The following is a 12472-nucleotide window of genomic DNA, read 5'->3' as shown; positions in this document are numbered from 1 at the left end:
CCAAGGTCCGGGTTTTTTCATGCCCCGTGAACGGGCCGATGCATGCCGCCATGTGTCAGGATGCCGCCGTTCCGTCCGCGCCCAGGGGCGCTGGGGCAGCCCCGGCCTTGATGATCCCCGCCGCCCTCGCCTCGTCAACGGGGCGCGAGAAGTGGTAGCCCTGCACCGCGTGGCAGCCAAGCTCGGCCACGATGGCGAACTGTTCCGCCGTCTCCACGCCCTCGGCCACCACGTGCAGGCCAAGGCTGCGCCCCAGGGTGACCACGGTGCGCACGATCTCGCGGTTTTCCGCGTCCCCGGCCACGGACGAGACGAACGAGCGGTCCACCTTCAGGGTGTCCACCGGAAAGCGTTGCAGGTAGGCCAGGGACGAATAGCCGGTGCCGAAGTCGTCGATGCCGATGCCCACCCCCAGTCTGCGCAGGGCTTCCAGCCGCTGCAACGCGCCGTCCGGGTCCTTCATGATGGCCGTTTCGGTAATCTCCAGCTTCAGGGCTTCCGGCGGCAGCCCCGTGTCGGACAGCACGCGGGCCACCCGGCCGGTGAGGTTGGACTGGGATGCCTGCCGCGCCGAAAGGTTCACCGAAACGTACAGGTCGCGCGCGCCGAGTAGTTCTACCCGCCAGCGGGCCAGGGTGGCCGCCGCCTGTTCCAGCACCCACTGGCCGATGCGCAGGATGAGCCCCGTCTCTTCGGCCATGGGGATGAACCGGGCGGGGGGCACCGCGCCCTCGGTGGGGTGCCGCCAGCGCACCAGCGCCTCGAAGCCCAGCAGCGCCGGGCCGTCCACGGCGAACACCGGCTGGTATTCCAGGTACAGCTGCTTGCGGCGCAGGGCCAGGGAAAGGTCGCTTTCCAGGGTCATCAGTTCCATGGTCTGGCGGTGCATGGACTGGTTGAACACCCGGAACCGCCCCTTGCCTTGGGCTTTCGCCTGGTACATGGCGATGTCCGCGTCGCGCAGCAGCGCGTCGGCGGTATCGTACCCCTGGGTGCGCAGGACCATGCCGATGCTGGCGGACGTGCGCACCACCTTGGCGCCCATGCGCACCGGGCGTTCCAGCGCGGCCAGCAGGCGGCGGGTTATCTGCACGATGCGCCGGGGCGAGTCCACGTCTTCCAGCAGCAGGGCGAATTCGTCGCCGCCAAGGCGAGCCACGGTGTCGCCCGCGCGCACCACCGGGCGCATGCGCCGGGCCACTTCCACCAGCAGGTTGTCGCCCGTGGTGTGGCCGTGACTGTCGTTGATGAACTTGAACCGATCCAGGTCCAGCATCAGCACGGCGAAGCGGTAGCTGTCGTTGCGGCGGCGGCGCTGGATGGCCCGGTCGATGCGGTCCAGCAGCAGGGCGCGGTTGGGCAGGCCGGTGAGCGGGTCGTGCAGGGCGAGGTGGGTCAGCATTTCCTCGCCCTGCTTGCGTTCTATGGCCACGGCCACCTGTTCGGCCACGGGCACCATCAGTTCCGCGTCGCGGGCCGAGAAGAATTCCGAATCCTCGTAGTGCTGCACCACCATGGCCCCGATGACCTTGCCGCGCGAACGCAGCGGGGTGCCCAGCCAGGCCGCCGGGCGAGAGCCGAACACCGGCCGCGCCTCCATGCCGCCGCCGTGCAGGTGCAACTGCCTGCCGGTGCGGATGACCTCCAGGGTGGGGCTGCGCACTTCGGGGTCGGAGATGTGCTCCACCGGGCTGTAGCGGGCGTCGCGCTCGTCGGCGAAGTAGGCGAAATCCAGCCGGTCTTCCGGTTCGTTGACCAGGGCGATGAAGAAGTTGGGGGCCTGCACGTGGCGGCGCAGGGCGGTATGGATGGACAGGAACAGTTCGTCCAGGTCGCGCGTTTCGTTGATGGCGTTGGCGATGTGGAACAGGATGCCCGCGATGGCCTCGCCCTGCTTGCGGTCGGTGATGTCGGCCAGGGCCCCGGCCACGCGGGCCAGGCGGCCGCCGGGGGCCCGCCGGGCCGCGCCGCGTGCCAGAACCCAACGCCACGTGCCGTCGGTGTGGCGCATGCGGAATTCGTGCTCGAAGCGCTCGGCGTCCTCGCCGGTGATGCGGCGCACCTCGGACAGCACGCGCAGCCTGTCTTCCGGATGCAGGATGGCCGCGACGTCCATGGGCGACAGTATCTCGTCGGGCGCGCGGCCCATGATCTCGAGGCAGCGCGGCGAATGGTACAGGGTGTTGGTGGCCAGTTCCCATTCCCAGATGCCGTCGTTGGTGGCGGAAATGGCCATGTCGTAGCGCTGGCGGCTCTTTTCCAGTTCCAGCACCTGATTGCGGCGTTCGGTGATGTCGCGGATGGTCTGGATGACCCCGGCAAGGCGGCCTTCGCCGTCGCGCAGGGCCGAGGCCACGGTCCACACGTACGCGCCCCGGCCATGGTACAGCGACGGCACGTAGGCTTCCGCCGTCAGCTTGTCGCCCTGTTCGCCGAATTGGGTGTAATGGCTGGGCAGGGGCAGGTCCGGGGTGAAGAAGCGGTCGCCCAGCAGGGGAATGCGCTCGCCGTAGAAGGGCAGGGCGTACTCGAAGTTGCCGCGCCCCAGCATGTCGCCCGCGCTGCGGCCGGTCATGTCCTCCATGGCGCGGTTCCAGGCGGTGACCCTGCGGTTCGCGTCCAGCACCAGGGCCGCGTCGGGCAGGAAGTCGATGATGTCGCGCAGCCTGCGCCAGGCCTCGGAAAGCTGGTCCTGCATCACCTTCTGTTCGGTGATGTCCAGCACGAAGCCGTCGATGAACTCCGCCTCGTCTTCGCCGATACCGCCGGTTACGCCCGACTCGCCAGACACGCCGGTTTTCGCGCCCGTGGCCGGGCCGCGCACCAGCCGCGCACTGACCAGGCCCCAGAACTGTGAACCGTCGCGGCGTTTCAGCCGCAGTTCCATGCGGTCCACCCGGCCGCTGGCCCGCAGCGCGCCCACGAAACGGCGGCGGTCGTCCGGGTAGACGTACATCTGCTGGGGAATGTCGGTGACGCATTCCAGCATTTCTTCGGTGGTGGGGCAGCCCCAGATGCGCGCGTATTCCGGGTTGACGTTCTCGTAGCGGCCTTCGGGCGTTACGCGGAAGATGCCCACCGGCGCGCTGGTGAATATGGCGTGGTACTGCTCGCGGGCGTGGTCCAGGTCGTCGGTCCCGCTTCGGGCGGCGGAGGCCTGCCCGGCGGGCGAGAGCCCGGCCGCGTCGGCCGGGCCGGAACGGCCGCTACGCCGCAGGTACAACCCCGCCAGAAGGCCTAGCAGCAGTCCGGCCAGCAGTGCGGCCACGAATTCGCCCGGCAGCCCGCCGAGCAACCCGCCAGGCAACCCATCGGGCGTGCCCGTCGGCAGCGTTGTCCCGGCCTCGGCCGCGCGTGCCGCGCTGGCGGCAAGAACGAGGCATGCGGCGGCAACGGCTGGCAGGGCGCGCGCGGGAAGCAGTCGGAGTGCGCGGGGCAGGTGGGACAGGTGAAATTGCTCCCGCAGACGGCGGCGCGGGCAGGGCTGGACGGTTTGATGGCGGACGGTGGGCGTGGAGCCCGGCGGGGCGGTATGGTTGCGGCGGCGCGGGCAGGGGGCTGGCGCGCGCGAGAATGCGCGCGGTGAAGCCTGCTGCGGCCATGACGCCTTGCGGCGGGTGGTCATCTGAGGCCCTTGGGAAGACGGGTTGAATAAAAAAAGGATAGAGGATTCCGTGCCGTTTGAAAAGCGGCCTTTGGGAGCATGTGCCTGATGTCATGGAGTATTGACCTGGCCCGGCGGCCGGGCCGCGCGCAAGCGCGCCCTTTGCGTCGCATGCACGCAGGGTGGCACCACCCTTGATGTTTCCTGTTGACGGATGGCCCCGCATGGGGCAAGGGCAGAAACTGGGGCCGCGCAGCAGGACATCGGTCCTGTCCCGATGAAACGGCGCGGGAGTGTTCCATTTTTAGTGAGAGGTTTTCTGCATGGCCAAGTCTATCTACGTCGGCAATCTGCCTTGGTCCGCCACCGAGGACGAAGTGCGCAGCCTGTTCGGCACCTACGGCAATGTGCTTTCCGTCAAGCTGGTCACCGACCGCGAAACCGGGCGCGCCCGTGGCTTCGGCTTCGTAGAGATGGATGACGCCGCCGCGGCGGCCGCCATCGAAGCTCTGGACAACACCCCGTTCGGCGGGCGCAACCTGCGCGTCAACGAGGCGCAGCCCAAGGCTCCCCGGCCCCCGCGCTACTAGCCTTGCCGCGGGGCGCTGTTCCGCCCACGGGCGATTGCAGGCCAAATTCTGCAAGCGCTGCCAATTCAGCCAATTCCGCATGACGCCGCCGTCCCGAAGCCCACGTTTCGGGGCGGCGTTCCGCATTGCCCGGCGGGCCGCGCGAACGCGGCCGAAACGCGCCATGTTGCATCCCCCGCCCGCAGGCTGTATATTTGAATAGGAAGTCGCGCCGTCATTCCCGGCGGCGCGGGAAACGATTCCGTCTCAAGACAAGGAGAACGAGATGCGTCAACTCAAGGCCCTCGTGGCCCTGCTGATCGTCGGGCTTGCCCTTTCCGGCTGCGCCCAGACCTATGGCGGCGGCACCTACAAGGGCGGGCAGACCCGCATGTCGCACACCGTGCAGTACGGCACCGTGGAACAGATCAACGACGCCGTGATCGAGGACAACGCCACTGGCCTCGGCGCGCTTGGCGGCGCGGTGGTGGGCGGCGTGCTCGGCAACATGATCGGCGGCGGCAAGGGCCGCACCCTGGCCACTGTGGGCGGCGCGGTTGCCGGTGGCGCGGCCGGGTACGCTGGCGAAAAGGCCATGGCCACCAAGAAGGCCATCGAAATCACCGTCAGGCTCGATAACGGCCAGATGATGTCGGTGGTGCAGGAGCCGGACGAAACCTTCATGGTGGGCGACAAGGTGCGCATCCTGACCGGCAGCGACGGTTCCGCCCGCGTCCGTCATTAGCCCCGCTGTACACCGGAAGACAAATGCGTATACTGGACCCGTCCCGGCCTTCCGGGGCGGGTCTTCCTTATTCATGACGTGTCCGTCGGGATGGTGCCCGCCGTGCACGTCGCACGACGCCACCACACCGCGCCGGCGGCGGGCCGGCCTTCCACGAACGCGACGGAGGATACCGATGCTTGATCCCAGGGAATGCATCCTGTACAGCGGCGGCGCCGCCGGGACCGAAGCCTGCTTCGGCGTCACGGCGGAAGCGTATGGCCTGCAGGAGGTCAACTACAGCTTCGAGGGCCATCAGGTGGAACGCATGCGCGGCGTGCGCGTGCTGACCAGCGAGGAACTGGCCCTCAAGGACGTGAGCCTGACCTACGTTTCGCGGCTGATGAACCGCCAGTACACCCGCGCCCCCCTGTTCCGTAAGGTGCTGCAATCCATCTGCTGGCAGGTCAGCAGCGGCCACGAGGTGTTCGTGGTGGGCGAAGTGATGGACGATTCCACGGTCAAGGGCGGCACCGGCTGGGGCGCGGAATTCGCCAAGATCTGCAACAAGCCCCTGTTCGTGTTCGACCAGGCCAAGAACGGCTGGTTCCGTTGGGAACAGGACGCCTGGCTGCCCGAAGCCGCGCCCCGCATCACCCATCGCCATTTCACCGCCACCGGCACCCGTTTTCTCGAGGACACCGGCAAGGCCGCCATCGAGGCCCTGTTCGCCAGATCCTTCAGCCGGTAACAACGACCCAGCGTAGTTCAGGGGGGCCGTCGGCGACGGCCCCCTTCGTTTTTTGGGCGTCCGCCGACCTCGCCGTGCCTCCGGGCGACGGGGAACATCCGCGCCGCCCGGCCTGTCGTTTCCACCTCATCGGGGCGGGCTCGCACCCCGCCGCCACATGCACACGGAGCCGTCATGTCGCCGCAACCGGAGCAACGCACGACGCGCGCGGGCCTTTGGGGGGCCCTTGGCGCGTTCGGGCTGTGGGGCCTCTTGCCCCTGTACTGGAAGCTCGTGCAGCAGGTGCCCCCCTTTGAAATCCTGTGCCACCGCATCGCCTGGTCGGTGGTGGTCCTGCTGCCGCTGGTGCTGCTGGGGCGCCGCCTGGCGGAAGTGCGCGCCGCCGTGGCCTCGCGCCGCAGTCTGCTGACCATCATCGGCAGCAGCCTGCTCATCGGGGGCAACTGGTTTTTGTACATCTGGGCCGTGAACTCGAACATGGTGCTGGAAACCAGCCTCGGCTACTACATGACCCCGCTGGTCAACGCCCTGCTGGGCGCGCTGGTGCTGGGCGAGCGGCCAAGCCGGGTGCAGCTCGTGGCCATCGCCATCGCGGCCACGGGGGTGCTGTCCATGCTGGTCTCCTACGGCAGGCTGCCGTGGGTGGCCCTGGTGCTGGCCGTGTCCTTTTCGTTCTACGGCCTGTTGCGCAAGCTGGTGAAGGTGGAATCCATCCCCGGCCTGTTCCTGGAAACGCTGCTGCTGGCCCCCGTGGCCGTCGGGTACCTGGGCTGGCTGGCCTGGCAGGGGGGCGGCGCGCTGGGGCATCAGGACCGGCTTACCGATCTGTTGCTGGTGGGCGCGGGCATCGCCACCTCCACCCCCTTGGTGTGCTTCGCCTTCGCGGCGCGGCGGCTGCGCCTGACCACGTTGGGGATCATGCAGTACATCGCGCCAAGCATCGCCTTTCTGCTGGGGGCCTTCGTGTTTCGCGAACAGGTAACCCCGGCCCACATGCTGACCTTCGGGTGCATCTGGACGGCCCTGGCCCTGTACACGGCCGAAGGCCTTCGCGCGGCACGGAGCGCGCACCGCCACGCTGTTCGGTGACAGCGGCAGCGTTTTGGAGTAGCTTGCGATGTGTGGTCGCGCGACCGTGACGCATGCGTAACATGGCGCTGTCATTACGGGGCCACGCCCGGCGCGTGGCGGCGGGACTGGCGCGCGGGCGGGAAACCCATCATTCTCGGAGGCTGCAAATGACGAAGAAGCTGTTGTCGGTGCTGTCGATGATCACGGTGCTGCTGCTGCCCTGCCTGGGCCAGGCCGCGCCCAAGGAGTTCCGCCTGCTGACCTGGAAGGGCTACGCCCCGGCGGAACTGGTGGAGAAGTTCGAGAAGGAGACCGGCTACAAGGTGCAGGTGACCTATTCGAACAACGAGGAAATGATCGCCAAGCTGCGCGCCACGCGCGGCGGCGGCTTCGACCTTGCCCAGCCGAGCCAGGACCGCATCTCTTCGGTGCAGGAAAGCTTCGGCCTGTACCAGGCCATCGACTTCGGCCGCATCGAGGCCCCCCGGTTCATTCCCTCCATGCTCGACGCGGTGAAAAAGAACACCCTGGTCAAGGGCAAGTCGTACGCCGTGCCGTTCTGCTGGGGCACCGACGGCCTGATCGTGAACCGCAAGTTCGCGCCCGAGGCCAAGAGCTTCGCCGACCTGCTCGATTCCAAGTACGCCGGGCGCGCCAGCTACCGCCTGAAGCGCCCCACCCTCATCGCCCAGGCCTTCGGCATGGGCATCGACCCCTTTGCCCTGTACGCCGATGAAGCCGCCTACCAGAAGATGCTGGACCAGGTGGAAGGCAAGCTCATCGCCGCCAAGGGCGTGGTGAAGAACTACTGGACCAACGGCGACGCGCTGCTGGAATCCATGCGTTCGGGCGAGGTGCACATCGCCCAGGCCTGGGACAACGGCGGCTTCAAGCTGCACGCCGAAAACCCGGACATCGACTTCGTGGCCCCCACCACCGGCGCGCTGGGCTGGATCGACACCTTCGCCATTCCCGCCAAGGCCGACAACGTGGACGCCGCGTACAAGTGGATCAACTTCATGATGCGGCCCGAGAACGCGGCCGTGTTCACCAATGCCGAAGACACCCCCACCGCCGCCGTGGGCGTGGGCGAACGCCTGAAGCCCTCGTTCCGCGCCGACTTCGAACGCTGCTACCCGCAGCAGGTCATCGACAACATCAAGTGGTACCCCCCCGTGCCCGCCAAGCTCGAAGCCATGGAAGGCAAGGCGCTGGACCGGGTGAAGGCCGCCCAGTAGCAGGACGCCGGGGCGCCGTTGCTGCCGCAAAAGGGCAGGGCGGCGCCCCGTTTCCGTTCTTTCGCGATGGAGCCGGGCATGCAGGGCCCGGCGGTTTCGCCCCCGCGTGGCACGAGGGGGAAACCGCAACGGATACCGGACGGCCCCGGCAGAGGGGGCCTGCCAGACGCGCCGCGCAGGGCGGCCGACGTTCCTCGTCCCACACGGTCCCGGCAGACGGCTGTCGAAGCGGCCGATGGAGGGCGGGCGTGCGGCCCGGCGCGGCGGGAGTATACGACCAGATGCCCCCAGATATCTTTCCAGATCTTTCCGTCGGCAACATCGTCAAGCGCTTCGAGAAGTTCACGGCGGTCGACGAGGTGTCGTTCGAGGTGGAGCAGGGCAGGTTTTTTTCCATTCTCGGCCCCTCCGGCTGCGGCAAGACCACCCTCTTGCGCATGATCGCGGGGTTCGAGTCGCCCGATTCCGGCGTCATCGCCATTCGCGGGCGCGACATGGCGGGCATTGCCCCCAATCGCCGCCCCGTGAACCTGATATTCCAGCATCTTGCGCTGTTTCCCATGATGTCGGTGGCCGAGAACATCGCCTTCGGCCTCAAGCGCCGGGGCATGGCCGGGGGCGACATCGCCCGCAAGGTGCAGGACGTGCTGGAGCGCGTGGGGCTGCCCGGCTACGGGGCCAAGATGCCCGCCCAGCTTTCCGGCGGGCAGCGCCAGCGCGTGGCCATCGCCCGTTGTCTGGTGCTTGAGCCCGCCGTACTGCTGCTGGACGAGCCGCTGGGCGCGCTGGACCTGAAGCTGCGCGAGCAGATGAAGGTGGAGCTGAAGACGTTGCAGGCCGAGGTGGGCACCACCTTCGTGTACATCACCCACGACCAGTCCGAGGCGCTGGTCATGTCCGACCACGTGGCGGTCATGAACGCCGGGCGCTTCGAGCAGGTGGACACCCCGCGCAACCTGTACCGCCGCCCGGCATCGGCCTTCGTGGCCGGTTTCGTGGGCGAGACCAATGTCTGGACGGGCACGCTGGAAGATGTGGCGGGCGATGCGGGCGTGGTGCGCACCGACGAAGGCGCGGTGTTCCGCGCCCGCGTGGCCGCCGGGCTTGCCAAGGGCGCTCGGGTGGACATGTTCATCCGGCCAGAGGCCGTGCTCATCGACCCGGACGGCGCGGTGTGCGTGGCGGGTGACGGGCCTGGCGATGCGCCAGACGATGCCGGTGACGCACCCTTGCCGCCGCGCGGGGCCTGCGCCGACGTTGGGAACAGGGCGTCGGTGCAGGTGCAGGCCATCCTGTTCGACGGCGCGGCCAGCCGCCTGCTGACCCACCCGGAAGGTTCGCGCCGCGAGGTCATGGTGGCATTGCCACAGAACCGCCTGTACGACCACATCAAGCCCGGCGACCGCATCACCGTGGGCTGGGACGACCGGGCGGGCATCTGCTTCGCAGCCGGGAGCGGACGATGAGCGCCGTGGCGGCTTCCAAGGCCGGGCCGGGGCTGCGCCTGACCCTGGCGCTGTTCCTGACCCCGGTGGTGCTGTGGCTGGGGCTGCTCATCGTGCTGCCGCACATCGACCTGCTGATCATGTCCTTCCGCATGGACCCGTCCTTCGGCGACGAGGGCTGGAGCCTCGAAAACTACCACCAGTTCTTCGCGGAACCCATCTACTGGCTCACCTTCGTGCGCACGGCCGGGTATTCGGTGCTGGTCACCCTGCTGACCTTCCTGGTTTCCTTGCCCGTGGCCTTCTACGTGACCAAGGTGGTGGCGCGGAACACCTCGCGCTTTCTGCTGACCATGCTGCTGCTGCCGTTCTGGGTGAGCGAGCTGGTGCGGGTGTACGGCTGGATGATCCTGCTGCGCGAAAGCGGCGTGCTGAATCACTGGCTGACGGCTCTGGGCATGACCGCCAGGCCCGTTGAGTTGCTGTACAACGACGCCACCATGATCATGGGCCTTGTGTATACCTCCATGCTGTTCATGGTGGTGCCGCTGGTCTCCGTGCTGGAAAGTCTGGACGACAGCCTCATCGAGGCCGCCTACGACCTTGGGGCCGGGCCCTGGACCATCATGCGCACCATCGTGGTGCCGCACTGCATGCCGGGCATCGTGTCCGGGGGCATCGTGGTGTTCATGCTCACCCTCGGCAACTACCTGACGCCCAACCTGATGGGCGGCAAGAACTCGCTGTGGTTCACCGAGCAGATCTACAACCAGTTCATCGCCAGCTTCAACTGGAACCAGGGCGCGGCCTTCGGCTTTCTGCTGCTGGCGCTGTCGTCGTGCATCATCTGGCTGGGGCTGAAGCTGACCGGCCAGAAACTGAGCAGGGTGGTGCAATGATCCGTTCGCTGCCGCGCTCGCGCGGCTACACCATGGGCTACGGCCTGTACGTGGCGCTGTATTTCGTCTTTCTGTTCGCGCCGCTGGCGGTCACCTGCGTGCTGGCCTTCAACGATTCGCAGTTTCCCTCGCTGCCGTGGAAAGGCTTCACGCTGGACTGGTTTCTGGCCGACCTGCCCGCGCGCACCGGCATCTTTCACGACCGGGGCAACCTGTCGTCCATCCTCACCAGCGCCCAGACCGCCATCCTGGTGTCCGCGCTGGCCACGCTGGTGGGCACCTGCGCGGCCTTCCTGTTCGAGCAGGAGGAGTTTCCGCTGAAGGGGCCGCTGTACTTCCTGATGCTGGCCCCGCTGGTGGTGCCCGGCGTCATCCTGGGCATTTCCATCCTCATCGCGGCCACCACTGCGGGCACGTTCATGGAGGACGTGCTGGGCATCGACGTGGGCATCCTGCGGCCCGGCTTCTGGCTGGTGGTGCTGGGGCAGTTCTCGTTCATCACCACCTTCGTGACCCTGGTGGTGTCCGCGCGGCTCAAGAAGTTCGACCGCACCCTGGAGGAAGCCGCGCTGAACCTTGGGGCCACGCGGCTTGAGGTGATCCGCTACATCACCCTGCCGTTCTTGCGCACGGCCATCATCGGCGCGGGCGCGGTGGCCTTCCTGATGTCGTTCGAGAACTTCAACACCACGCTGTTCCTGGTGGGTTCGGAACCCACCCTGCCCATCAACCTGTATTTGCAGGTGCGCGACGGCTCCACCCCGGTCATCAATGCCATTTCGTTCCTGCTCATCGTGGGCACCTCGCTGGTGGCGTGCGTGAATCTGTATGTCGGACGAAAAAGCGAAGCAACATAGCGAGATTTATTGAAGAGCAACCGGGGAAGGGACCCTTTGCGTCAGCCGTTAGGTGAGCACGTAGTGCGAACCTTACGGATGGCGACCGCAGCGCGTAAAAGGGTCTCCCTCCCCGGCCCCCTCCCCCCCAAACTTTTCATTTGGGGTACGTAGTTCAGGTATGAAATCGTGCTTCTGTTTGAATTTTCAGGAGGTCAGCATGTCCGGCGCAACCACGCATCGTGAAGGATATTTCGCCCCGCATCAGGGGCGGGTGCTGTGCATCGCCCATCGCGGCGCGCGCTCCGTCGCGCCCGAGAACACCATCCTCGCCGCCCAGCGCGGGCTGGAGGAGGGCGCGGACCTGTGGGAACTGGACGTGCAGCTCACCGCCGACGGGCATCTGGTGGTGGTGCACGACGACACCCTTGAGCGCACCACCGACGTGGCCTCCCGCCCGGAATACGCGGGCCGCGCTCCGTGGCGGGTGTGCGACTTCACCCTGGACGAGGTGCGCGGGCTGGACGCGGGCGGCTGGTACGAGGCCGCCGACCCGTTCGGGCAGGTGGCGTCGGGCGGCATGACCGCCGACGACCTGGCCCTGTTCCCCGGCTTGCGCATTCCCACGCTGGACGAGGCCCTGGCCTTCACGGCGGACCACGGCTGGCGCGTCAACGTGGAGATCAAGGACATGACCGTCAACGCGGACGGCAGCCCCGGCTGTCCACCCTATCCGGGCGACGCGGCGGTGGTTAGCGCCGTGCTGGAATGCATCCGCGCGCACGGCCTGATGGAGAAGGTGATCCTGTCCTCGTTCCGGCACGACTACCTGCGTCACGCTGCGGCCATGCAGCCCGCGCTGGCCCTTGCCGCGCTGGTGGAGGACGTGCGTCCGGCCGACCCGGTGGCCCTGTGCCGCGACCTTGGCGTGGTGGCCTACCACCCCGGCGACGACATCGTCACCGAAGCGGACGTGGAGGCCCTGCGGGCCATGGGCGTTGCCGTCAACGTCTGGACCGTGAACGAAGAGGCGGACATGCGCCGCTTCATCGATTGGGGCGTGTCCGGGCTGATCACCGACTTTCCGCTGCTGTGCTGGGGCATCCTGCGCGAGAAGGGGCTGGCCTGATTCCGGCCCCTCGGCATGGCCTCGCCTCTCCCGTCGGTCGCCGTGCCGCGCCGCACGGTTGACCCGGCACGCCGCAGGGCGTAGGGCGTGGGCGTCGCGCTGCTCTCCGTGAGAGCGTGCGCTCGGGCAGCCCGCCGCCGCAGGCGCAGCGCGCCGCCCGCCGCGTTGCCGAATGCCGGGCGCTGCCCGGACAACGCCGCGCCGCC

Annotated in this window: 10 protein-coding genes; 9 read left to right on the top strand and 1 reads right to left on the bottom strand. The window is 67.8% G+C overall.

Annotated elements, in window-relative coordinates; genetic code table 11:
- Positions 1 to 55: 55 nt before the first annotated feature.
- A complete protein-coding gene (locus RVX_RS11620; RefSeq protein ID WP_116305983.1) occupies positions 56 to 3625 on the bottom strand; it encodes an EAL domain-containing protein in 3570 nt (1189 codons plus the stop codon).
- A 302-nt stretch (positions 3626 to 3927) separates the two neighbouring features.
- Between RVX_RS11620 and RVX_RS11615 the strand changes: the two genes are divergently transcribed.
- The 9 genes from RVX_RS11615 (at position 3928) to RVX_RS11575 (ending at position 12266) form a co-directional block, all read left to right on the top strand.
- The gene (locus RVX_RS11615) at positions 3928 to 4194 is read left to right on the top strand and encodes an RNA recognition motif domain-containing protein (protein WP_007527294.1); all 267 of its coding nucleotides are present in this window, start codon (positions 3928 to 3930) and stop codon (positions 4192 to 4194) included.
- Between the two features lie 265 nt (positions 4195 to 4459).
- The gene (locus tag RVX_RS11610) at positions 4460 to 4918 is read left to right on the top strand and encodes a glycine zipper 2TM domain-containing protein (RefSeq protein WP_007527296.1); all 459 of its coding nucleotides are present in this window, start codon (positions 4460 to 4462) and stop codon (positions 4916 to 4918) included.
- Between the two features lie 175 nt (positions 4919 to 5093).
- Positions 5094 to 5648, top strand: coding sequence for a hypothetical protein (locus RVX_RS11605; protein WP_007527298.1), 555 nt, complete (start codon positions 5094 to 5096; stop codon positions 5646 to 5648).
- Between the two features lie 174 nt (positions 5649 to 5822).
- The gene (gene rarD / locus RVX_RS11600; RefSeq protein WP_116305982.1) at positions 5823 to 6737 is read left to right on the top strand and encodes an EamA family transporter RarD; all 915 of its coding nucleotides are present in this window, start codon (positions 5823 to 5825) and stop codon (positions 6735 to 6737) included.
- 149 nt (positions 6738 to 6886) lie between these two features.
- Positions 6887 to 7957: an extracellular solute-binding protein gene (locus RVX_RS11595; protein ID WP_116305981.1), complete on the top strand. Its 1071-nt coding sequence runs from the start codon at positions 6887 to 6889 to the stop codon at positions 7955 to 7957.
- A 281-nt stretch (positions 7958 to 8238) separates the two neighbouring features.
- Positions 8239 to 9423 (top strand): ABC transporter ATP-binding protein, encoded by a 1185-nt coding sequence (locus tag RVX_RS11590; RefSeq protein WP_230404584.1) that lies wholly within the window; start codon positions 8239 to 8241, stop codon positions 9421 to 9423.
- On the top strand, positions 9420 to 10301 hold the full coding sequence (locus tag RVX_RS11585) for an ABC transporter permease (protein ID WP_116305980.1): 882 nt from the start codon (positions 9420 to 9422) through the stop codon (positions 10299 to 10301). The genes RVX_RS11590 and RVX_RS11585 overlap by 4 nt, the downstream gene beginning before the upstream one ends.
- Positions 10298 to 11158 (top strand): ABC transporter permease, encoded by an 861-nt coding sequence (locus RVX_RS11580; RefSeq protein WP_116305979.1) that lies wholly within the window; start codon positions 10298 to 10300, stop codon positions 11156 to 11158. Before RVX_RS11585 ends, RVX_RS11580 begins: the two co-directional genes overlap by 4 nt.
- A 199-nt stretch (positions 11159 to 11357) precedes the next feature.
- The gene (locus RVX_RS11575; RefSeq protein WP_116305978.1) at positions 11358 to 12266 is read left to right on the top strand and encodes a glycerophosphodiester phosphodiesterase; all 909 of its coding nucleotides are present in this window, start codon (positions 11358 to 11360) and stop codon (positions 12264 to 12266) included.
- Positions 12267 to 12472: the final 206 nt, after the last annotated feature.

It is taken from the genome of Nitratidesulfovibrio sp. HK-II (genome assembly GCF_003402415.2).
Classification (GTDB): domain Bacteria; phylum Desulfobacterota; class Desulfovibrionia; order Desulfovibrionales; family Desulfovibrionaceae; genus Cupidesulfovibrio.
The sequence above is the reverse complement of the archived record's forward strand: the minus strand, read 5'-3'. Positions and strand labels throughout refer to the sequence as shown.